This window comes from Pseudomonas sp. TE3899 (genome assembly GCF_056279105.1).
The window spans coordinates 940697-962439 of sequence record NZ_JBWBQR010000001.1; the positions used below are offsets into that span (position 1 = coordinate 940697).

At 58.8% G+C, this 21743-nt stretch carries 18 protein-coding genes; 9 read left to right on the forward strand and 9 right to left on the reverse strand.

From position 1 onward, the window contains the following. Positions 1-99 precede the first annotated feature (99 nt). Positions 100-555, forward strand: coding sequence for a hypothetical protein (locus ACZ89E_RS04315; RefSeq protein WP_149659761.1), 456 nt, complete (start codon positions 100-102; stop codon positions 553-555). A gap of 125 nt (positions 556-680) precedes the next feature. Here the strand turns inward: ACZ89E_RS04315 and proP are convergent, their stop codons facing one another. Together proP and ACZ89E_RS04325 are read right to left on the reverse strand one after the other, a co-directional pair. Beyond that, entirely contained in the window at positions 681-2183 is a 1503-nt protein-coding gene (gene proP / locus ACZ89E_RS04320; RefSeq protein ID WP_149659760.1) for a glycine betaine/L-proline transporter ProP, read from the reverse strand. A 108-nt stretch (positions 2184-2291) separates the two neighbouring features. Continuing rightward, positions 2292-3203, reverse strand: coding sequence for a bestrophin family protein (locus ACZ89E_RS04325; protein ID WP_463257763.1), 912 nt, complete (start codon positions 3201-3203; stop codon positions 2292-2294). Positions 3204-3355: 152 nt separating this feature from the next. Here ACZ89E_RS04325 and ACZ89E_RS04330 point away from each other — a divergent pair, with 152 nt between their 5' ends. Continuing rightward, a complete protein-coding gene (locus ACZ89E_RS04330; protein ID WP_149659758.1) occupies positions 3356-4282 on the forward strand; it encodes a Gfo/Idh/MocA family protein in 927 nt (308 codons plus the stop codon). Between the two features lie 40 nt (positions 4283-4322). Continuing rightward, entirely contained in the window at positions 4323-5195 is an 873-nt protein-coding gene (locus ACZ89E_RS04335) for a hypothetical protein (RefSeq protein ID WP_476254933.1), read from the forward strand. Between the two features lie 54 nt (positions 5196-5249). Here ACZ89E_RS04335 and ACZ89E_RS04340 read toward each other — a convergent pair whose 3' ends face one another. Then, positions 5250-6080 (reverse strand): alpha/beta fold hydrolase, encoded by an 831-nt coding sequence (locus ACZ89E_RS04340; RefSeq protein ID WP_476254934.1) that lies wholly within the window; start codon positions 6078-6080, stop codon positions 5250-5252. Between the two features lie 242 nt (positions 6081-6322). Here ACZ89E_RS04340 and ACZ89E_RS04345 point away from each other — a divergent pair, with 242 nt between their 5' ends. Then, a complete protein-coding gene (locus ACZ89E_RS04345; protein WP_463257759.1) occupies positions 6323-6778 on the forward strand; it encodes a VOC family protein in 456 nt (151 codons plus the stop codon). A 410-nt stretch (positions 6779-7188) separates the two neighbouring features. Here ACZ89E_RS04345 and ACZ89E_RS04350 read toward each other — a convergent pair whose 3' ends face one another. From ACZ89E_RS04350 to ACZ89E_RS04365, 4 genes are all read right to left on the reverse strand, one after another. After that, positions 7189-8262, reverse strand: coding sequence for an NAD(P)/FAD-dependent oxidoreductase (locus tag ACZ89E_RS04350; RefSeq protein WP_476254935.1), 1074 nt, complete (start codon positions 8260-8262; stop codon positions 7189-7191). A gap of 163 nt (positions 8263-8425) precedes the next feature. Then, a complete protein-coding gene (locus ACZ89E_RS04355) occupies positions 8426-10285 on the reverse strand; it encodes an ABC transporter ATP-binding protein (RefSeq protein ID WP_476254936.1) in 1860 nt (619 codons plus the stop codon). Positions 10286-10966: 681 nt separating this feature from the next. Continuing rightward, positions 10967-12145 (reverse strand): trans-sulfuration enzyme family protein, encoded by a 1179-nt coding sequence (locus ACZ89E_RS04360; RefSeq protein WP_476254937.1) that lies wholly within the window; start codon positions 12143-12145, stop codon positions 10967-10969. After that, positions 12142-13518 (reverse strand): pyridoxal-phosphate dependent enzyme, encoded by a 1377-nt coding sequence (locus tag ACZ89E_RS04365; protein WP_476254938.1) that lies wholly within the window; start codon positions 13516-13518, stop codon positions 12142-12144. Before ACZ89E_RS04365 ends, ACZ89E_RS04360 begins: the two co-directional genes overlap by 4 nt. A gap of 802 nt (positions 13519-14320) precedes the next feature. Here ACZ89E_RS04365 and ACZ89E_RS04370 point away from each other — a divergent pair. Further along, complete coding sequence (locus ACZ89E_RS04370; RefSeq protein ID WP_476254939.1) at positions 14321-14968, forward strand: hypothetical protein; 648 nt, start codon at positions 14321-14323, stop codon at positions 14966-14968. A gap of 115 nt (positions 14969-15083) precedes the next feature. On the opposite strand, the gene ACZ89E_RS04375 is transcribed toward ACZ89E_RS04370, so the two are convergent. Further along, entirely contained in the window at positions 15084-15485 is a 402-nt protein-coding gene (locus ACZ89E_RS04375) for a RidA family protein (protein WP_476254940.1), read from the reverse strand. 131 nt (positions 15486-15616) lie between these two features. Here ACZ89E_RS04375 and ACZ89E_RS04380 point away from each other — a divergent pair, with 131 nt between their 5' ends. Continuing rightward, positions 15617-16534: a LysR family transcriptional regulator gene (locus ACZ89E_RS04380; RefSeq protein ID WP_476254941.1), complete on the forward strand. Its 918-nt coding sequence runs from the start codon at positions 15617-15619 to the stop codon at positions 16532-16534. A gap of 20 nt (positions 16535-16554) precedes the next feature. Then, positions 16555-16680, forward strand: a complete 126-nt coding sequence (locus ACZ89E_RS04385; RefSeq protein WP_476254942.1) for a hypothetical protein — start codon at positions 16555-16557, stop codon at positions 16678-16680. A gap of 6 nt (positions 16681-16686) precedes the next feature. On the opposite strand, the gene punR is transcribed toward ACZ89E_RS04385, so the two are convergent. After that, positions 16687-17616 carry a DNA-binding transcriptional activator PunR gene (punR, locus tag ACZ89E_RS04390; protein ID WP_476254943.1) on the reverse strand — a complete coding sequence of 310 codons (930 nt, stop codon included), beginning with the start codon at positions 17614-17616 and terminating at the stop codon, positions 16687-16689. Between the two features lie 122 nt (positions 17617-17738). Here punR and punC point away from each other — a divergent pair, with 122 nt between their 5' ends. Together punC and ACZ89E_RS04400 are read left to right on the forward strand one after the other, a co-directional pair. Continuing rightward, complete coding sequence (gene punC / locus ACZ89E_RS04395; protein ID WP_476254944.1) at positions 17739-18938, forward strand: purine nucleoside transporter PunC; 1200 nt, start codon at positions 17739-17741, stop codon at positions 18936-18938. A gap of 195 nt (positions 18939-19133) precedes the next feature. Next, on the forward strand, positions 19134-21719 hold the full coding sequence (locus ACZ89E_RS04400; RefSeq protein ID WP_476254945.1) for a bifunctional diguanylate cyclase/phosphodiesterase: 2586 nt from the start codon (positions 19134-19136) through the stop codon (positions 21717-21719). Positions 21720-21743 lie beyond the last annotated feature (24 nt).

A 21743-nucleotide genomic window follows, 5' to 3' on the forward strand; every position in this document is an offset into this window, starting at 1 on the left:
TTCTAAACAGTAGTGTCAATTTGACATGCGCCTTGCAGCGCGCGTCCTACAGAGCCAGACAGTGCCGGGCTGTTTCCCGGAAAACCAGGGAAGAGAGTGATGAGAATTATTGTTGCGATGCTGTTGATGCTTAGCGGTTATGCCTTTGCCGGCTGCAACAGCCTAAGTGACAGTGATCAGCGTGCTTACTGCGATGCCAGGGCGGATAGAGACAGCAGCAAATGCAATTCGATTTCCAACTCCGACCTGCGCGCCACCTGCAATGCAGAAAGCGGCGGCGGCCGCAGCAATTGCAACAGCATCAGCGACAGTGACCAACGCGCTTACTGCAATGCCAAGGCTGGTGGAGGCAGCAGTAATTGCAACTCGATCTCCGGCTCCGCCCTGCGCGCCACCTGCGACGCAGAATCGGGCGGCGGCCGCAGCAATTGCAACAGCATCAGCGACAGTGACCAGCGCGCTTACTGCAATGCCAAGGCAGGCGGAGGCAGAAGCAATTGCAACTCGATCTCCAACAGCGACCAGCGCACTGAATGTGAAGCCATCACGCATTGAGTGAGCAGTTCGTTGTATGAAGTAGGCGTGCGTTCAATTCACCTGGTGTGATTAAACGCGCGCCTACGCCCGCCGCCCCAGCCAACGCACCATTGCCGATAGAACACGTGCGGGTTGACCGGATGTCACTCAATGCGCGGATGCTGTTGCACCAGGTTCTTGCGCTTGGCTTCCAGTTCGGCGATCTGCGCGTCGATGTCTTCGATCTTCTGTTCGATATTGTCTTCATGCTCTTGCAGCAGTTCTTTCGCTTCCTCAAGGTCGGAGGCTGCCGGGGCCGCGCCGCGCAAGGGCATGTTGGCGGTTTCTTTCATGGTGAAGCCGGTCACCAGGCCGACGATGGCGATCACCATCAGGTAGTACGCCGGCATGTACAGGTTGTTGGTGCTCTCCACCAGCCAGGCCACCAAAGTCGGGGTCAGGCCCGCGATCAGCACCGACACGTTGAACGCACTGGCCAGGGCGCTGTAGCGGATGTGCGTGGGGAACATCGCCGGCAGGGTCGAGGCCATCACGCCGATGAAGAAGTTGAGCACCACGGCGATGATCAATAGCCCCGAGAAAATCAACCCGAGCTTGCCGCTGTTGATCAGCATGAAGGCCGGAATGGCCAGGCAGAACAGCGCGATACTGCCGAAGAGGATGAAGGGGCGGCGGCCAATCTTGTCGCTCAAGAAGCCGATCAGGGGCTGCACGAACAACATGCCGACCATGATCGCGATGATGATCAGCACCCCATGGTTTTCGCTGTAGTGCAGGTTGTGTGCGAGGTAGCTCGGCATGTAGGTGAGCAGCATGTAGTAAGTGACGTTGGTCACGGCCACCACGCCGATGCAGGTCATCAGGCTGCGCCAGTGCTTGGTCGCGACTTCTCTGAACGACACTTTCGGGCCGCGCGCCAGGCCTTCGCGGTCGCCCTGTTCGAGTTTTTCCACGTGTTGCTGGAAGGCCGGGGTCTCTTCGAGTGCGTTACGCAAGTAGAGGCCGATCATGCCCAGGGGCAGGGCGAGGAAGAACGGCAGGCGCCAGCCCCACGATTCGAACTGCTGCTCGCCGATCACGGCGGAAATCAACACCACCAGGCCGGCACCCAGGACAAACCCGGCGATGGAGCCGAAGTCCAGCCAACTGCCGAGGAAGCCGCGTTTGCGGTCCGGGGCATACTCGGCGACGAAGATCGAGGCGCCGGTGTATTCGCCGCCCACCGAGAAGCCTTGGGCCATCTTTGCCAGCAACAGCAGGATCGGCGCCCAGATACCAATCGTGTCATAGGACGGAATCAGCCCGATGGCGAAGGTGCTCAAGGACATGATGACGATGGTGGCGGCCAGGACTTTCTGCCGGCCATATTTGTCGCCCAAGGCGCCGAAGAACAGGCCACCCAAAGGACGGATCAGGAACGGTACCGAGAAGGTCGCCAGTGCGGCGATCATCTGCACGCTGGGCGAGGCGCCGGGGAAGAACACCTTGCCCAGCACATAGGCGACAAAGCCGTAAACGCCGAAGTCGAACCATTCCATGGCATTGCCCAGTGCGGCGGCGGTAATCGCTTTGCGCATCTTGGCGTCGTCGACAATGATGATGTCGTCCAGTCCGATCGGATTGACGGTTTTCTTGCTTGATTTCATACGAATTACTCTGTCCCTGATGGCTGTCGATGCCATTGTTCTAATGGCACGTGCTCTTGGTTCAGATACATCAGGACACGAAATAATTCACCACTCGCCGCATTTTTGTTAAATCACCGCCGGGCTGGGGTAGTGGAGGCGTTCGCCGCCCAGGGAATCGCGCTGCATGGAGTGCAGGTTTTTCTCGATGGTTTCGCACAAGGCTTCCATCTGGATCTGGTGCTCGCTGTCACGGAACGGGCTTTGCAGATCGGTGCCAATGCGTTCGATGGCCAGCAGCATGAAGCCCACCACCGTCGAAGCCAGCGGGGTGTACCAGCCCAGGGACTCGACCAGCCCCACCGGCACGATCAGGCAGAACAGCGAAATAAACAGCCGTGGAAAATACACGTAAGGGTAGGGCAGCGGCGTATTCGCAATCCGCTCCATGCCGCCCTGGCTGTTGGACAGATCGACCAGGGTCGTCTCCAGCCGCGACAGGCGAATGCTGTCCAGATGCCCGGCCTTGTATTCCTGGGCCAACAGCGCCGCGGAACCGTTGAGGATATCGTTGGCGAAGTTATTGGTAGAACCACTGCGCGCGAACTCCCCGGCGGGAATAAACGCCTGTAATTCGGGCGGGCATGGCTGGCCCCGCAGATGCGCCGCCAGGCAATTCACATATGCCACGTGACGGCGCAGCAGGGTTGATTTCATCGGGTTGACTTCGTTATCCGGGTCATCCACCAGCGTCAGGACTTGCCGCGCAAAGCTGCGGGAGTTATTGACCATTGCCCCCCACAACGTGCGCGCCTCCCACCAGCGATTGTAGGCACTGCTGTTGCGAAAACTGATCAGCACCACCAACGCCGAGCCGAGCAATGTCAGCGGCATCAGCGGCAGGGTGATCTTGTTTTCCAGAAACAGCATGAAGTCCACGGTGACGGCAATATCCCAGAGCAGTAACCAGAACAGGGCCCAGCCCACATAGCCCATGGTCTTGATGATCAGGCGGTATTTTTTGATGACGGCGGCTTTCAAGCGGCGACCTCGCGGCGAGTGGGGGGCATTAATGCTCTAACTCGGACGGTGGTTGTCGGGTAAAGGTTCGGTAGGGGGGCGATCAATGGTCATGAGAGGTGTAATCTTGCCCGCTCGCATACCCCGACAAGAAAAATAAACAGGAGTCATTGATGCAACCGATCCGTCTCGGTCTGGTGGGCTACGGCAAGATTGCCCAGGATCAACACGTCCCCGCTATCCACGCCAACCCCGCGTTCCAGTTGGTGTCCGTCGCCACCCAAGGGCAGCCCTGCGCCGGGGTCGAAAACTTCAAGTCCCTGGGCGAGTTGCTGGAAAACGGCCCGCCCGTCGATGCAATTGCGTTTTGCACACCGCCACAAGGCCGCTTCGCTCTGGTGCAACAAGCACTGGCCGCGGGCAAACACGTGCTGGTCGAAAAACCGCCGTGCGCCACCTTGGGCGAGGCGATGGCGCTGGTGGATCAGGTCGCGGAGCAGGGCGTCAGCGGCTTGTTCGCCTGGCATTCCCGCTACGCCCCCGGCATCCAGGCCGCCCGTGACTGGCTGGCTAGCCGCACCTTGCAAAGCGTGCAGATCGACTGGAAGGAAGACGTGCGCAAATGGCACCCCGGCCAGGCCTGGATCTGGCAACCCGGCGGCCTGGGCGTGTTCGATCCCGGCATCAACGCCTTGTCGATCGCCACCCACTTGCTGGCGCTGCCGCTGTTTGTCGAGTCGGCCGAACTGCGCGTCCCCAGCAACTGCCAGTCGCCGATTGCCGCGTCGATCAAAATGTCCGACGCCCGCCACCTCGACGTGCGCGCCGAGTTCGATTTCGACCACGGTCACGACGAACTCTGGAGCATCGAAATTCGCTGCACCGAAGGCGTCCTGCGCCTGGACAACGGCGGCGCCCTGTTGAGCATCGACGGCGTGCGCCAGGCGGTGTCGGAGGAGGGCGAGTACGCGGCGGTGTATCGGCATTTTCAGCAGTTGATTGGCGATAAGGCCAGTGATCTGGATCTTCAGCCGTTGCGGCTGGTGGCGGATAGTTTTTTTGTGGGGAGTCGGGCGTTGGTTGAGGCGTTTTACGACTAGCGGAGGTGGTATTTTCAGGGATGACTCAGTGATGAAGTGTATGCAACGGATCAAGGCGTACTTTGGGTGGAATTCGCATCGGGAGGCCGGCGCTTCAGAGGCGCAAGATAACGATCAAGCTTCGTCCCGCCAGGAACAAAACCTGGCGTGGATGCCGACATTCGAAGCGCCGAAGCCCCTTGGTCTGCCGCCTCCCGCCTGTCCGCCATTAGGGCCGTCCACCGGCGAGTTGGTCAGTCGCTATCGGGCCTACATTGCGCAAGTGGAGACGCTCGATGCGCCCGTGGCCAACGCAGCGTTGCGCGAGGCCGGGCGGCGCCTGGCCAGGGACCTGCTGGGAAAAGCGATTGACCTCAGCAGCTCCAAAGCCCAAGAGCTTTCGCCGGACATTTACTGGCTGATGCAAAGCGCGGCGCTCGCTTCGCTGTTCGCTGACGGTGCGCAGTCGGAGGCGTTCGTGGCCTATCGAAACCACGTTTACTCCTACAAGGATGCCGCTCTGATGACGGCTCAAGTCGGGGCGTTCGACCTGTACGTCACCTCGCGTAGCCCCCGACGTCCGGTGGACGAAAGCGAAACTCAATCCAGCTCACCGGACGGTCACTATTGTGTTCAGGTGACGCCTTGGGAGGCACGCCACTCGCTTTGGGTCTATCCGCCGCGCATCATCGATACCCGGCAGGGCCTCTGCATTTTTCAATTCTCGGACGCTTGTTGGTCGGCGGATAAATCCACTTGGCTCACCCCGACGACCGTAGAACTCAAACTGCGCAAATTCCCTGGAGACCGGATGGGGCAGGGCGTGCGCGTCGTGGTCGACTGTGATGGGCGCGTTGCGCGTTGGGGGGGCGGAAAAACAGTTGGGTTATCGGATTTGGAAAGTGCGCTTGAAGCCTTACTGAACGAGGCTTGAATAAAGGGACAGATCTATTTTTTTCGGAAATAAATCTGTTCCCTTATCTCACTTTCAACCGCGAATAAACGCCAACAAATCCGCATTGATCTGATCCGCATTCGTCGTCGGCATACCATGCGGGAAGCCCGGGTAGGTTTTGAGCGTTGCATGCTTCAACAGTTTGGCCGACAGCGGCGCCGAGTCGGCAAATGGCACGATTTGATCATCCTCGCCATGCATGACCAGCGTCGGCACTTCAATCGCCTTCAAATCTTCGGTGAAGTCAGTCTCGGAAAACGCCTTGATGCAGTCGTAATGCGCTTTGGCGCCGCCCATCATGCCTTGACGCCACCAGTTGTCGATCACGCCTTGCGAGGCCTTGGCCCCGGGCCGATTGAAGCCATAAAACGGCCCCGCCGGCACGTCCACATAAAACTGCGCGCGGCTGGCGACCAGCGCCGAGCGGAACCCGTCGAACACCTCCAGCGGCAGCCCGCCGGGGTTCTTCTCCGACTTGACCATGATCGGCGGCACCGCGCTGATCAATACAGCCTTGGCCACGCGTCCAGGCTTGGCGCGCGCGGTGTAGCGTGCAACTTCACCGCCACCGGTGGAATGGCCGACATGAATCGCGCCCTTGAGGTCGAGGGCATCGGTCAACTCGATGACATCGGCGGCGTAGGTGTCCATTTCATTGCCTTCCCACGTCTGCGTCGAGCGCCCGTGTCCGCGACGGTCGTGGGCGATCACCCGGTAGCCTTTGAGCAGGAAGAACATCATCTGGTTGTCCCAGTCATCCGCGCTCAAGGGCCAGCCGTGGTGAAACACGATCGGCGTCGCGTCCTTCGGACCCCAATCCTTGTAGAAAATCCGCGTTCCGTCTTTGGTCGTGATGGTGTTCATGGGATGTGTCCCCTTGTGATCTGGTGGGTGTGGGGCGTGCAAAAGATAGCGCGCTCGTGGTCGCGAACGACGGGGCACGAGCGGGCTTGGTCAGTGTAGAAGACGGGCGGGGAGGGACGCTTTCAAGCGATGGGTGGGGTTTGTTGGTTACTGGCAGCTATCGGCAAGGAGCAGTCACTCATTGACAACCTAATACGCCGAGTTGTGTTTACGATAGGTGCCGTTTCGACAGGAGCAATGCAATGGATCTGAAGTTCAGTCACGTAGATGTACTGGTCAAGAATCTTGAGGAAGCCTGTGCTTACTACGCACACATACTAAACGCCAGGATCTCCAAAACGCTTGTCTGGGAGCGGGGTGGTTTGCACGTCCACTACGCGATTGCAATGATCGGTCAAGAGCGTTTCATGCTGGTGCAACCGTTGGCGGGGAATCTGAAAGAACTTTTAGATTCTTCGGGTGAAGGGATGATTTACCGCCACTGCTACTCAACAACGGATATCGAAAAAGCCTATGACGAATTGATAGACGTCGGTGTTCAGCCTCAAGACGAAAATGGAGAACCATTGGCTCGCGCGAATCTGCAATCCCCGTCCGGCGCACGCATCATCTGGTTACCAAAGCGCTTCGGGCACTTTTCTATCGAGATACTTGAAGAAAAGGCTCTGGAAGCGTTTATCGAGACTGCCTTTATCTAAAAACAATGTAGCAGCCGTTCACGACAGTCTACTTTTGGCAGAAGCGGACGTTCAACATCCGTCTTTTCGCCTGTTCTGAATGCTATACACCGAGAAAAAGGGACGGATTTATTTTTCGACAGAAAAAGGGACGGATTTATTTTTCCGTTCTACACAGGAAAAAGGGGGGCATGTAAATAAGTCTGTCCCTTTTTCCCTAATCTTACTTTCGTGACGACTGTTGGGTAAGTTGAGTCGTCATTCATTTTATAAATGGTGTTCAGGGGGCTGAGTCTGTGTATTCATCGAGTTTTCCTTTCCTGAATGTTTGTCTCCGTCATGCTAAATACGGCCCAGTCAGATTTACTAACGGGAAGTGCCAGAGTCGAATTGGACGCGGATGGGCCGATTGCCGCCTCCCAAGAGGATCCCTACGCTTGGAAGAATCGATCGGGCCGGCAGGGGCAAAGGGCACTGGACGCCTTGTCATCGATGATCTCCTCGCTGGCAAGGCGTCCCACTACCGCCGCCAAAGTCACTCCAGGGTGCATTGCACAAACATAGACGCCGCCCACTTTTGGTAGATAACCGATAACGGGGATGCCATCGGCAGGCATGGGCCTAAGTCCGACACAAGCCCATTCCGGATCTATGGAAACAACACCATGGAGTTCGTTCTGGATGGTCTTGGCAGTTCGAAGCGCTATCGCTGCCGGCTGATTTTCCATGGAGTCGTCCACGTAATCTTCTGCCGCCAGCAACGCACCCTCCGGACTTTGCCTCACTTCCATTTCAGGGCTGGAGATGAGGGTGTGCACGAGGTTGGGTTGTGACTTGTAACGGATGAAAATGGCAGGCGAGGCCTCGATTGGCAGGGACACTTCAAGCATGTCTGCCAGCTTCGTAATGCCTGTCCCGGCCGCCAATACGACAATATCGGCATCGATGATGCCTATTGTTGTTTCGACTCCGGTCACCTTTGCACGCTGGGTTACAAAGCCGAGCACCCGCGTCTGAGTGAGAATCTTCGCCCCATGTGCCTGGGCACCTGCGATCAACACATGCGTAGCTGCCACTGCGTCCAGCGCCCCTTCTTCAGCCACATACACAGCAGACTGAGGAGGATTCTTGAGATTTGGTTCAAGGTCGAGAATCTGCGATCGAGACACCAGGTTTGCCGAAGCTTGGCTACCTGAGATCTGCAGCTCTCCACTTGCCATCACGCTGTAAGACAAGGCTCCTGTCCATCGTATCTTCAGACCAGGCAGCTGCGTTTCGAGTCGGCGGTACTCCTTGATTGCAGAACCGCGCAGTTGCGCAATTGGGTCAGGTTCGGGGTGTGAGGTATTGATCCAGGCGAATGAACTGCCAGTCACTCCCGAAGCTATTCCTTGAGCCTCGACCAAGGTGACATTCGCGCCTTTACCTGCCAAGTGATACGCCAATGACGCGCCCACGATGCCTGCACCAATGACAACCACTCGTTTTCCCTGACCATTTCCCATATCAACCTCCGTTCTGTCGATGTGCCGATGGTACGACAGCTGGATGATTTCATGACATGAGAGCCTGATCGTTCAGGACGCTTTTTGAGTGTCTGCTTCTGGCCGAAAGCACCCTCACCAAGCAGCGCCGATCATGACGCCCATCGCTGCCCGAACGTCCCCCTCAAACCTGATCCAACACCTCAACCACACCCTTATCCTCCCCCAGAAACCCACCACTCTGATGCTGCCAAAGCCGCGCATACACCCCATTCTTCGCCAGCAACTCACTGTGCGTACCCTGTTCGATGATGCGGCCGTCATCCATGACGATGAGGCGGTCCATGGCGGCGATCGTGGACAGTCGATGGGCGATGGCGATGACGGTTTTGCCTTGCATCATGTCATCGAGGCTTTCCTGGATGGCGACTTCGACTTCCGAGTCCAGCGCGCTGGTGGCTTCGTCCAGTAGCAGGATCGGGGCATTTTTGAGCATGACCCGGGCGATCGCGACGCGTTGGCGCTGGCCGCCTGACAGTTTGATGCCGCGTTCACCCACCAGGGTGTCGTAGCCGCTATGACCTTGGCGGTCGCTGAGTTGGCTGATGAATTCATCGGCCTGGGCGTTGGCGGCGGCGCGGCGGATTTGCGCGTCGGTCGCGTCGGGACGGCCGTAGGCAATGTTGTCGCGGATGGAACGGTGGAGCAGGGAGGTGTCCTGCGTGACCATGCCGATGGAGGCGCGCAGGCTGTCTTGCGTCACTTTGGCGATGTTCTGGCCGTCGATGCAAATCTCCCCGCTGTTGACGTCGTAGAAGCGCAGCAGCAGGTTGATCAGCGTGGATTTACCCGCGCCGGAACGGCCCACCAGGCCGATTTTTTCGCCCGGGCGGATGCTGAGGTTCAGGCCACTGAGCACTTGGCGTTCGCCGTTGTAGTTGAAACTCACATTGTTGAAGGTGACCGCGCCGCCGGTGGTCTGCAGCACGCCCGCATCCGGCGCGTCCTGCACTTGGGTGCCGAGGGTCAGCGTCGCCATGCCATCCTGGGCGGTCCCGATGCTTTCGAACAGCGAGGTCATTTGCCACATGATCCAGTTCGACATGCCATTGATCCGCAATGCCATTGCAATGATTGCCGCCACGGCGCCGGCGCCGACCGCACCCTGGTGCCACAGCCACAGGGCATAACCGCCGGCGGCCATGATCAGCGCCACCACCAAGGCCTGGTTGACGATCTCGAACTGGCTGACCAGGCGCATCTGCCGGAACCCGGTTTGCTTGAAGTCTTCCATCGCGGCACGCGCGAAATGCGCCTCGCGATTGGAGTGGGAGAACAGCTTCACCGTGGTGATGTTGGTGTAGGCGTCCGAGATACGCCCGGTCATCATCGAGCGTGCGTTTGCCTGTTCCTGTCCGACTTTCCCCAGACGAGGCACGAAATACCACATGGCCAGCCCGAACAACACGAACCAGGCCACGAAGGGCAGGATCAGCTTCAGCGCGAAGCCGCCGGCCAGCGCGATGATCGCGATGAAGTAAACGCCAATCCCCGGGAGGATTTCGATCAGGGTAAACAGCACGTCACGCACGGCCAGCGCGGTCTGCATCACCTTGGTGGTGACGCGCCCGGAAAACTCATCGGAAAAAAACGAAAGGCTTTGTCGCAGCATCAGGCGATGGAAGTCCCAGCGCAGGCGCAACGGCAAATTGATCGCCAAGACCTGGTGCTGCACCATCGTGCGCAACGCCACCAGCCCGACGCTGGTCACCATGACAATGCCCATGCCCCACAACACGGAACTTTCCTGCGCCGCCGCTTCACCGCCGGCCTGCCAGGTCGAGAGCAGGTCCACGATCTGCCCAAGGAAGGAAAACAGCCAGGCTTCGTAAATCGACACACCGGCACTGAGCAGCGCCAGCGCCAGGATGTAACCGCGAGCGCCGCGGGTGCAGGCCCACAGAAATCGGGCCAGGCCGTCGGGCGGCGGGGGGACCTCGTCGGGGGGGAAGGGGTCGAGCCTTCGTTCAAACACACGAAGCATGGCGGTCTCCAAAACGATCAGTTGGGGGGAGTTTGCCATTGAACGGCGGCGTTGAGGGTTTGGAAGGTTCGCCTGCGCGATGGCGGCGTGCCAGTCGACATCCTCGTCATTGACCGATCGCCTTCGCGGGCAAGCCTCGCTCCTACATTTGTTTGCGTCGTTCACAGAGTTGGCGGGCAACATCAATCCCTGTAGGAGCAAAGCTTGCTCGCGAAAGCGGCGCGTCAGTCGACATCCTCGTCGCTGAGACACCGCCTTCGCGGGCAAGCCTCGCTCCTACATTTGTTTGCGTCGTTCGCAAAATGGGCGGGCAACATCAATCCCTGTAGGAGCGAAGCTTGCTCGCGAAAGCGGCACGTCAGTCGATATCCTCGTCGCTGAGACACCGCCTTCGCGGGCAAGCCTCGCTCCTACATTTGTTTGCGTCGTTCACAGAGTTGGCGGGCAACACCCGGCCCTGTAGGAGCGAAGCTTGCTCGCGAAGGCGGCGTGTCAGTCGACATCCTCGTCATTGACACACCGCCTTCGCGGGCAAGCCTTGCTCCTACATTTGTTTGCGTCGTTCACAAAATTGGCGGGCAACATCAATCCCTGTAGGAGCGAAGCTTGCTCGCGAAGGCGTCAGGCCTGATACACCGCGTTATCGTTCTTCGCGGGCAAGCCTCGCTCCTACGGTTTCAATCAAATCAACGCCAAAGCCTGCGCCAAATCCGCCCGCAAATCCTCCACATCCTCAACCCCCACCGACAACCGCACCAACCCATCCCCAATCCCTAACTGCGCACGCGTCGCCGCCGGAATGCTCGCATGGGTCATGATCGCCGGATGCTCAATCAAACTTTCCACGCCACCCAAACTCTCCGCCAGGGCGAAGATTTTTACGTTCTCAAGGAAGCGTGTGGCGCCGGCCAGATCGGTATTCAAATCAACCGAAATCATCCCGCCAAAACCCCGCATTTGCCGGCGTGCCAGTTCGTGCTGCGGATGTGACGGCAGCCCCGGATAGTAGACGCGGGACACTTGCGGCTGGGCTTCCAGCCATTGCGCCAGTTCCAGGGCGTTGCTGCAGTGGCGTTCCATGCGCAGGGCCAACGTTTTTACGCCACGCAGGGTGAGGAAGGCGTCGAATGGGCCGGAGATCGCGCCGACGGAGTTTTGCAGGAAGCCCAGGCGTTCGGCCAGTTCCGGGTTTTGCCCGACGACGGCGATGCCGCCGATGACGTCGGAGTGGCCGTTGAGGTATTTGGTGGTCGAGTGCACGACGATGTCGAAGCCCAGCTCCAGCGGACGTTGTATCCACGGGCTGGCGAAGGTGTTGTCGGCGACGCAGATGATGCCGCGGTCGCGGCAGGTGCGGGCGATGGCGCTGAGGTCGGTGAGGCTGAGCAGGGGATTGCTCGGCGTCTCGACCCAGACCATGCGCGTGTCGTCCTGCAGCGAGGCTTCGAAATTCGCCAGGCTGGTCAGGTCGACGTAGCTGAAGCGATGCCCGGCGCTGCGTTGGCGCACTTTGTCGAAGAGGCGGAAGGTGCCGCCGTACAGGTCATTGCCGGAGACGATGTGCGAGCCGGCGTCGAGCAGTTCGAGCACGGTGGAAATCGCCGCCAGCCCGGAGGCGAAGGCGAAGGCCTGGGTGCCGCCCTCAAGGTCGGCGACGCAACGTTCCAGGGCAAAGCGCGTCGGGTTATGCGAGCGGCCGTAGTCGAGGCCCTTGTGCACGCCGGGGCTCGATTGCAAGTAGGTGGAGTTGGCGTAGATCGGCGGCATCAGCGCCCCGGTGGACGGGTCCGGGACCTGGCCGGCGTGGATCACCCGCGTGGCGAAGGCACGTGGCGCACCGGTTTCATCGTGCTGACTCATGTAAGGGATCTCCGTAAATGATTGAGAAGGTCGACGCGGGTAATCAGGCCGTGGAAGCCCGAGGCGTCGGCGATGATCGCCACCAGTCCGCGGTCGAGTTCGGCCTGCAGTTCAGGCAGGCTGGCGCCGGGCGACAGGGTTTGTACCTTGTCGGTCATCGCGCTGGCCACGGTCAAGCGAAAGTGCGAAGCGTCTTCCTGCATGCCGAGCAGAATATCGGACTCGTCGATCACGCCGACCAACTGCTTGCCATCCACCAGCACCGGCAGTTGCGATACATCCGCCAGGCGCATGCGCTGGAACGCAGTGAGCAGGGTGTCATCCGGGCCAACGCTGATCACCCGGCCATCCTCGAAACGCCGGGAGATCAGGTCGCGCAGGTCGCCGTAGCGTTTGTATTGCAGCAAGCCCTGGTCGTTCATCCATTGGTCGTTGTAGACCTTCGACAGGTAGCGGGTGCCGGTGTCGCAGACGAAGGTGACCACGCGTTTCGGCTCGGTTTGTTCGCGGCAATAACGCAGGGCCGCGGCCAGCAAGGTGCCGGTGGACGAGCCGCCGAGAATCCCTTCGGCGCGCAGCAGTTGGCGGGCGTGGTCGAAGCTTTCTTCATCGCTGATGGAATAGGCGTGGCGCACGCTGGAGAGGTCGGTGATTGACGGAATAAAGTCTTCGCCAATGCCTTCCACCGCCCACGAACCAGGCTTGCCGAGAATGCCGCTGCGGCTGTATTCGGCCATGACCGAACCGACCGGATCGGCCAGGACCATTTCCAGGTCCGGCTGTACGCGCTTGAAGAATCGGGTCAGCCCGGTGAGCGTGCCGGCGGAACCCACGCCGACCACAATCGCATCCAGATCATGCTGGGTCTGCGCCCAGATCTCCGGCGCGGTGCTGCATTCGTGTGCCAGCGGGTTGGCTGGGTTGTTGAATTGATCGGCGAAAAACGCGTCGGGAATTTCCTTGGCCAACCGCGCGGCCACGTCCTGGTAATACTCGGGATGGCCCTTGCCGACATCGGAGCGGGTGATGTGCACTTCGGCGCCCATGGCCTTCAAGTGCAAGACCTTCTCGGTGGACATCTTGTCCGGCACCATCAGCACCACCCGATAGCCTTTGGCACGCCCGACCAGCGCCAGGCCCAGGCCGGTATTCCCAGCGGTGGCTTCAACGATAGTGCCACCGGGTTTGAGGCGCCCATCGCGTTCGGCGGCGTCGATCATCGCCAGGCCGATACGGTCCTTTATCGAACCGCCGGGGTTCTGCGATTCGAGTTTGAGAAACAGCGTGCATGGGCCGGTATCGAAGCGGCTGACGCGCACCAGCGGCGTGTTGCCAATCAGTTCGAGAACGGCGGGGCGGGAATTAGTTGGCATGTCGTCACCTCCTGTGGGGGGCAGCCACTGGCGACGGGATTTGTCGTCTACCAGTTGCAGGTAAATCACGCTTGGACCATAGGCCGGGTTGGCACCATCCGCAACCTTGCATCGTCACTCGGTATAACGGTTCGAAATATTAGATAAATAGTTACTGGATAGCGTTAACAATATTCAATTGATATGGATTAGTCGGCGAAAGTTGGGGGCGGAACAATTCAATTGGGTCTTTGAGTGTTCATGTCTAATGGCGGATGATCGCACGCTCAATAGTACGACGTTTTTGAAGGGGGGGAGGTGTAAATGAGAGTTCGTCGCTATTGCACCTGTTTGAGGCTGTACAGTAACTAGTGGATCCAATAGATAGTAGTCGCGCCCCTCTGTAATCAAGTAAGCCAGTTGCCATGGGCGTTGACGGTTAGTTGTCAGATTAGTGGGCGATTAAGACGGTGTTAAGTGGGGCTGCCGTTTGTCGGTAGTCTGCTCGAAAAATGAACATTTCTGGAGCATGGGCCTCTGATCCTTCAGCACGTCACCCCATGACCTGCTGCAGCTGTCGCAGAAAAAGAAGTGGAAATTGAACCTCATGTGCAGAGTATGCAAATGGGGATTTTTTTATCTGCAATTCAGGAGGTATCACATATGCCGGTCGTTGATTTGCCAGGCGAATCAATGGGCATTGCAGTGCCAAGTCTATGATTTGGCTTGTCTTGTATAAGTAAGGTCGCGCAGGATTTTTTGAGTGGACAAATATCCTGTTAAGTAGCTGATCTGTACTATCGAATAAGGTGGAGAACTGACCGTGGCGATAAATACAATTATGAGCCTGCTCGAAAATAAAGAATTCATGGAGTTTTTACGTCTAGGTGTTGTGTATGTTCATTTAGTGGCGTGTTGTGTGGCAATTGGCCTGGTGTTGACCAGTGATATCACAATGGTCAAAGATTTATTTAAGCGAAAAACATTCACTGAACATGATAACGCTCACATGGAAGGCCTTCAGAAGTCTGTCATCGTGGCATTGATAGCGTTGTGGCTGACCGGTATCGGCATAGTCGGTATTGATTATCTGGACAAGGGGATGGATTACTTTATGAATCCAAAACTTCAAGCCAAAGTGATTATTGTCCTGTTGTTGAGTTATAACGGCATCCTGCTGCATCGCTTGGTGTTGCCGGCCCTGCAAAAGGCGGGCTCCTTGCTCAATCTCGGGTTCAGTGCACGGATGCTGGCGCTGTTCTGTGGCTCGTTATCAGCGGTGTCCTGGATGTATGCCGCGATGCTCGGTGTCGGGCGCCCGTTGGCCTGGAAATATTCGCTTTCTGAACTGTTGCTGGCCTATCCGGTGCTGATCGTGCTGGGCTTCCTGACGATGCTGGTGTTGACTTGGCGAGCGAAAAAAACCGACTCAGTCGTTACGCTACATCGTGCTGTGGCGAGCGCATGCTAAACCGGTTTAGCGTGTAAGCCCCGAGGACTTTTCCGCAGTCAGACAAAGGAAACGGCCTTCTTTGTGTCGGGTGGCAATCCGGGCCCCGCACAAGGAAGGTCGTTGTGGTTTTGGGTTACGCCTGTGCCTGTGGAAGCCTGGCAATCACCTTGATCTCGAAATCAAACCCATACAGCCACGTCACACCCACCCCCGTCAGCGTCGGGTGCGGTGCGTTGCCCCAGAACTCCGGCACGATCTTCCAGATGGTTTCGAACTTCTCCTCGGGATTGACGATAAACACCGTCACATCAACCACATCATCGAACGTGCAACCCGCCGCGACCAGGATCGCATTCAGGTTATTGAACGCGAGCCGCACTTGGGTTTCCAGATCGGGTTCGGGCGAGCCGTCTTCGGTGCTGCCGACTTGGCCCGAGACGAACAAAAAGCCATTGGACTTGATCGCCGGCGAATAACGATTGCGCTCGTAAAGTGCCTGGCGTCCAGGCGGAAAAACCACATCACGCTGAGTCATAAGTACCTCCATCGGCAGGTCAACACTGACCCGCAATTAACGATGAAGGAACTGTAGGCACTTGCGCCCGCCCGATAAACGAGCAACCTTGGCCATCACTGTTTGTAATACCCAAACAATCCGGGGCAAAAATGGACCGTTTTGATGCAATGCAGGCCTTCGCCCGGGTGGTGGAAACCGGCAGCTTCACCAAGGCTGCCGAGACCCTGCACATGAGCAAGACCAGCGTGACGCAACTGGTGCAGCAATTGGAGGCGCGGTTGCGGGTGAAATTGCTCAACCGCACAACGCGCAAGGTCAACGTCACCGCCGACGGCGCGGTTTTTTATGAGCGCGTGGTGCGGCTGCTGGCGGACATGGACGATGCCGAAACCAGCCTGTCCGGCGCCTCGGTGCAACCCCGGGGCCGCCTGCGGGTCGATGTGCCCAGCCCGCTGGCGCGGCTGATTCTGATGCCAGCATTGCCGGCGTTTCATGCGCGCTATCCGGACATCCAGATCGACATGGGCGTCAGTGATCGCATCGTCGACATCATCGGCGAGAACGTCGATTGCGTGGTGCGCGGCGGCGAGCTTACGGATCAATCGCTGATGGCCCGGCGAGTGGGCGAGCTTCAGCTGGGCGTGTTTGCCGCGCCGAGTTACCTGGAGCGGCTCGGTACGCCGACGCATCCGCGGGAGCTGGAAGACTCGGAGCATCGGATCGTCGGCTTCCTGTGGGCGCGTACGGGCAAGGCTTTGCCCTATGCGATGAGCAGCGGCAGTGAGCGCTTACAGATCAAGGGTCGCTATGTGCTGGCGGTCGATGATGGCAATGCCTACCTCGCGGCGGGGCTGGCCGGGATGGGCGTGTTTTGGTTGCCGGACTACATGTCCAAAGGCCCCGAAGCCCGGGGTGAACTGATGCGCCTGTTCGCGGATTGGCGCCTGGAGCCGATGCCGCTTTATGTGGCTTTTCCGCCCAACCGGCACATCAGCATCAAGGTGCGGGTGTTCATCGATTGGGTCGCGGAGTTGATGGCGCAGCACGCGCCGATCACTGGCCCATAGAAAACGCCGGATCCGCTGTAGTGTGCAAAACCTGTGGCGCGGCGGGCATGGCGGTATTGGGCGATGCCGCCACGCCGCTGCGGATTCTCTGCATCGCACTGATCCTGGGCGGTGTGATCGGGTTGAAGTGGGTGTCGGCGGATTGATCGGCTTCAGTTTTTGTCGCCAATGATCAACGCGCCATTCAACCATTCCTGATTCATCGTCTCGGCATCACTCAAATAATCCAGCAACCAGGCCATGGCCGGCGAATGCTTGTTTTGATTCCACGCCACGCATGACGGACTGGCGGCGAACGGTCGTTGCAGGTTCAGCGCGACCAGTTCGCCTTGCTCGATCAGCGGCAGCATCAAGTGCGCCGGCGCCATGCCCACGCACAAACCTTCGCGCAAGCAATCCAGGGCCGAAGCCCAGTTCGGCACCACCAACCGCCGCTGATTATCCAGCGACCAGGTATCGCGTTTCGGCAGATGGCGCGAGGTGTCGTTCATGCACAGCGCGGGGTAGGGGCGCAGTTGATCGTCTTCCAGTGGTCCGTCCAATGCCGCTAATGGATGCCGGGCGCTGGCCACGCACAACCAGTTCAACAGGCCCATGTCGCGGAAGCTGTAGTGACTGGCCACCGGCACGGCACTGGTGGCGCCGATCACGATGTCGGTGCGCTCATCGGCGAGGGCGTCCCACACGCCGTTAAACACTTCGTAGCTGAGCAGCAATTCCACGTCGGGAAACTGTTTATAAAAATCCAGCACCAATTGGCGACAGCGTTCCTGTTTGACGATGGCGTCTACCGCCACTTTCAACTGACCACTCCAGCCGTTGGCCACTTGCTGGCACAAACGGCGCGTGTCGAGCATCGACTTCATCACCCCACGGCTTTGCTCGATAAACAACTTGCCGGCCGGCGTCAGCTCGACGTCGCGATGACGCCGCACAAACAACGGCACCGCCAGCCATTGTTCCAATTGGCGCACGGTGTAGCTCACCGCTGACGGCACGCGGTGCAGCTCCTGCGCCGCCGCGCTGAAGCTGCCATGCCGGGCCACGGCGTCGACCACATCCAGGGAATATTCAGACCACATTCAGTTGCCTTCAAAAATATTGATCACAGTGTTCAATTATTAACGCTTCACACGAAATGCTCCCCACCCATAATGGCACGCTGCTAACAAATTATTTGATTGAAGATTCCGTTAGGGCGTTGATGAAAAACTCGTTTGGCTTCACCTGTTACCTGATTGGGCTGAGTGTGCTTGGCTACCTGGGCATGGACATGTACCTGCCGGCGTTCGGCGTTATCGGCGGCGAACTGCATCTGTCGCCCGGCGCGGTCGGCGCAAGCCTGAGCATTTTCCTCGCCGGATTTGCCGTCGGCCAATTGCTGTGGGGCCCGATGTCCGACCGCATCGGCCGCAAACCCGTGTTGCTGATGGGCTTGAGCCTGTTCGCCCTGGGCTGCCTCGGCATGTTCTGGGTCGAAACCGACGTGCAACTCTGGGCGCTGCGCTTTATCCAGGCTGTCGGCGTGTGCTCGGCGGCGGTCAGTTGGCAAGCGCTGGTGATCGACCGCTACCCGCCAGAACAAGCCAATCGCCTGTTCGCCGGGATCATCCCGCTGATGTCCCTGTCACCCGCACTCGCGCCGCTGCTGGGCGCGCTGCTGCTGAATCACTTGGGCTGGCTGTCGATTTTTGCCGTGCTGCTGGGCGTCAGTGTTCTGTTGCTGGTGCCCACGGTGTTGCTCAAAACTACCGCGAAACGCCTGACAGCCAACGGCGAACGCTCGCGCATCAGTTTCGGACAACTCCTCAAAACCCCGGCCTTCAGCGGCAACGTCCTGATCTACGCCGCCTGCTCAGCCGCGTTCTTCGCCTGGCTCACCGCCTCACCGTTCATCCTCGGCGGCATGGGCTACAGCCCCAGCGACATCGGCCTGAGCTACGCATTGCCAACCCTCGGTTTCCTGATCGGCGGCTTCAGCTGCCGCAGTTTGCTGCAACGCATCAGCGGTAACGTCATGCTGCCCTGGCTGATCCTCGCCTACTGCGTGAGCATGGTCGCGCTGTACCTGGTCGCGACATTGACCACGCCGACCCTCACCACACTGCTGATCCCGTTCTGTCTGATGGGCTTGGTCAACGGCGCCAGTTTCCCGATCATCATTACCAACGCACTGACACCCTTTACGGAAAACTCCGGCAAAGCGGCGGCGTTGCAAAACGCGTTGCAACTGGGAGCGTGTTTTGGCGCGAGTTTGCTGGTGTCGACGTGGATCGAGCAGCCTTTGCAGATTGCCGTGGTGGTAATGCTCGGGACAGTGCCGGTGGCGGCGTTGGGGTATTGGATTCAGGGGCGCAAGAGGGCGCAAGTGGCGCGGTTTGGGCGAGCCGAGATAGATCGGTAACCTCGATTTATCTGATGTCGCAACCTCTGCGGATTGGCGCTAATTCACCTCTTTCCCAAGGGGAAGGGAAATACTCAGCTAGCCTCTTGGAGAGTATTTAAACGGCGTCGTGAAAAGCGAGGTTACTCACCCTTCTGTTAACGCAGCCGATAGCGTTATATGCGACCGACTCGCCTCCAAGACAAGCGGGAAATTATGCCGAGCAATCTCGCTTCTATCGTCCAAACCCTCACCATTCGCTCAAGCCTGTCGCTGGCACGCGGTTCTCTGTTCAAGTTTGTGGGGCTGTTAGCCGCCGTATTTGTACTGGCCAGCCTCTCCCTTATTTATCTGGCCCATGATCTCGACCGCACGGAAGAGGTCGAAAGTGCGTTCTACACCAAGAAGGCCGTGCAATCGCTGGAAAAGTCCATGCGTTCGACCGTCAAGGACTACGCATTTTGGGGCGATGCCTACAAGCACCTGCACACGGAAGTGGACACTGACTGGGCTTACGTTCGGCAGAACATTGGTTCAACGCTTTATACGGACTTCGGAATGCAGGGCGTGTTTGTCGTCAACGACGTTAATCGCACCGTTTACTCTGTGATCAAGGGTGAGTTGAAACCTGTAGAAGCCGCCGATTGGCTCGGCCAGTCCATTGTCGGCATTCTCGATAAAGCGCGTGCCGGTGCGGAAACGGAAACGCCGATCACGACCTTTATCAATGTCAGGGGCACCCCCGTGCTTGTCGCCGCGGCCGCGATCACCCCGGGCACTGACCCCACGGTGGCGCTCGATGACCGGTCGCCTTCGGTGCTGGTTTTCGTGGACATGCTGAGCAGCACCAAACTTGAACTAATCGGCAGCGATTTTGGGGTCGATCATTTGCACGTCGCCACCCCCGACGAAAAGGACGCAGGTTCTTTGCTTGCATTGGGCGATAACGGTGCGGCCGGCAGCCTGCATTGGAAGTCGTCACAGCCAGGCCTGCGTTTGTTGGGTATCGGCTTGCCATTGATCGGCGTCGCCGCGCTGCTGGTGTGGTTGATGACCTGGGCCATTTTGCGTCGCACGACCGCTGGCGCACTGGCACTCGACGCCAGCTATGCGTCGCTACAGAGCAGTCAAGATGCGCTGGCCATCAGCGAAGCGCGGTTTCGCGACGTGGTGGAAGCCAGCTCGGACTGGGTATGGGAAATCGATGCTGATTGGCGTCTGACCTTTTTGTCCGAACGATTTGAAATCGTGACCGGTCTTTCCCGGGACGCCTGGGCCGGTGCGCTTATCGACGATCTGCTGAGCACCGAATTAGGCACGTTATCCCAATGGCTCAGCATCCCGAATCGCCGTCCGGATATCAGCGTCCAGTGCCGATACGTCGACACCAAGGGCCGGGAGCGCATCACTCGCCTATCGGCTCGACAAATGGCCCGGGAAGGATTCCGGGGCACCGCGACCGATGTGACGGAGGAGGTTGAATCCCGCCGGCGCATCGAATTCCTCTCCCAGCATGATGCCTTGACCGGCTTACCCAACAGGACGCGTCTGCAGGAGTTTCTTGATGGCAAACTCAAAGCGCTGCCGACGGTAGAGCAGCCGCTGATCATGCTCAGCCTGGACCTGGACCGGTTCAAACCGGTCAACGACTTGCTGGGGCATGCCGCCGGTGATTTGGTCCTCAATGAAGTCTCCAGCCGCCTGGCGGCCTGCGTGCGCGATGGCGACCTTGTCGCTCGTATCGGTGGGGACGAATTCGTATTGATCCTCACCGACGTGAGCTCCCAGGACGAAGTCGAGGCACTCTGTCATCGCCTGATCGAGTCCATCGAGCGGCCTATCGCCATCGAGGAGCAGGAAGTGTTTGTCAGCGCCAGCATCGGCATCGCGATGGCGCCAACCGACGCTTTTGAAGCCGCCGAGTTGCTGCGCTACGCGGATATTGCGCTGTACGAAGCCAAGTCCGCCGGTCGCAACACCTGGCGCTTTTATGCCGGTGATATGAACGCCCGAATCATTGAGCGCCGCCGCCTGGAAAGCGACCTGCGTTACGCCATCAAACACGGTGAACTGCGCCTGCATTTCCAGCCCCGTTACCGCATCGCCGACGGGCAAATGGTCGGCGCCGAAGCGCTGGTGCGCTGGCAACACCCCGAGCGCGGTCTGATACCACCCGACACGTTTATCCCGATTGCCGAAGAGTCCGGGCTGATTCTCGCCCTGAGCAACTGGGTGCTCAATACCGCTTGCCGCTGCGCCGCACAGTGGCCGAAAAAACTGTTCGTGTCCGTCAACCTTTCACCCATCGAATTCAAGCGCGGCGACCTGGTCGAGCGCATCCAGAATGCGCTCCATGACTCTGGCATAGACCCCACCCGGCTCGAGCTGGAAATCACCGAAAGCGTCATGCTCGACGATGCCGTTGGCGCACTGGAGCTGATGCATACGCTCAAACGCCTCGGTGTGCGGATATCCATGGACGATTTCGGCACTGGATACTCTTCGCTGAGCTACCTGCGCGCCTTCCCATTCGATGGCTTGAAAATCGACCGCAGCTTTTTGAGCCGACTGGTCGAAAGCGAAGGCGACAAAGCCATTGTCCAGGCCATCGTGGGCCTGGGGCGCGCGTTATCCCTCACCGTGACGGCTGAAGGCGTTGAAACCGCCGAACACCTCAGATTACTCAAAGCCGTGGCGTGCGACGAAGGCCAAGGCTACTTCCTGAGCCGGCCGCTGGATAATGCGGCGTTTGATGCTTTGCTCGACGTCAGCGAGCGGGCAGGTAGCCGAAGCAACGTATGAATCGCAGCGCCTGAATAGGACTGA

Bases quoted from the DNA above. Each gene is read 5' to 3' on its own strand.
- ACZ89E_RS04315 (WP_149659761.1), top strand. From the start codon at position 100: ATGAGAATTATTGTTGCGATGCTGTTGATGCTTAGCGGTTATGCCTTT.
- proP (WP_149659760.1), bottom strand. From the start codon at position 2,183: ATGAAATCAAGCAAGAAAACCGTCAATCCGATCGGACTGGACGACATC.
- ACZ89E_RS04330 (WP_149659758.1), top strand. From the start codon at position 3,356: ATGCAACCGATCCGTCTCGGTCTGGTGGGCTACGGCAAGATTGCCCAG.
- ACZ89E_RS04335 (WP_476254933.1), top strand. From the start codon at position 4,323: ATGCAACGGATCAAGGCGTACTTTGGGTGGAATTCGCATCGGGAGGCC.
- ACZ89E_RS04340 (WP_476254934.1), bottom strand. From the start codon at position 6,080: ATGAACACCATCACGACCAAAGACGGAACGCGGATTTTCTACAAGGAT.
- ACZ89E_RS04345 (WP_463257759.1), top strand. From the start codon at position 6,323: ATGGATCTGAAGTTCAGTCACGTAGATGTACTGGTCAAGAATCTTGAG.
- ACZ89E_RS04350 (WP_476254935.1), bottom strand. From the start codon at position 8,262: ATGGGAAATGGTCAGGGAAAACGAGTGGTTGTCATTGGTGCAGGCATC.
- ACZ89E_RS04355 (WP_476254936.1), bottom strand. From the start codon at position 10,285: ATGCTTCGTGTGTTTGAACGAAGGCTCGACCCCTTCCCCCCCGACGAG.
- ACZ89E_RS04360 (WP_476254937.1), bottom strand. From the start codon at position 12,145: ATGAGTCAGCACGATGAAACCGGTGCGCCACGTGCCTTCGCCACGCGG.
- ACZ89E_RS04365 (WP_476254938.1), bottom strand. From the start codon at position 13,518: ATGCCAACTAATTCCCGCCCCGCCGTTCTCGAACTGATTGGCAACACG.
- ACZ89E_RS04375 (WP_476254940.1), bottom strand. From the start codon at position 15,485: ATGACTCAGCGTGATGTGGTTTTTCCGCCTGGACGCCAGGCACTTTAC.
- ACZ89E_RS04380 (WP_476254941.1), top strand. From the start codon at position 15,617: ATGGACCGTTTTGATGCAATGCAGGCCTTCGCCCGGGTGGTGGAAACC.
- punR (WP_476254943.1), bottom strand. From the start codon at position 17,616: ATGTGGTCTGAATATTCCCTGGATGTGGTCGACGCCGTGGCCCGGCAT.
- punC (WP_476254944.1), top strand. From the start codon at position 17,739: ATGAAAAACTCGTTTGGCTTCACCTGTTACCTGATTGGGCTGAGTGTG.
- ACZ89E_RS04400 (WP_476254945.1), top strand. From the start codon at position 19,134: ATGCCGAGCAATCTCGCTTCTATCGTCCAAACCCTCACCATTCGCTCA.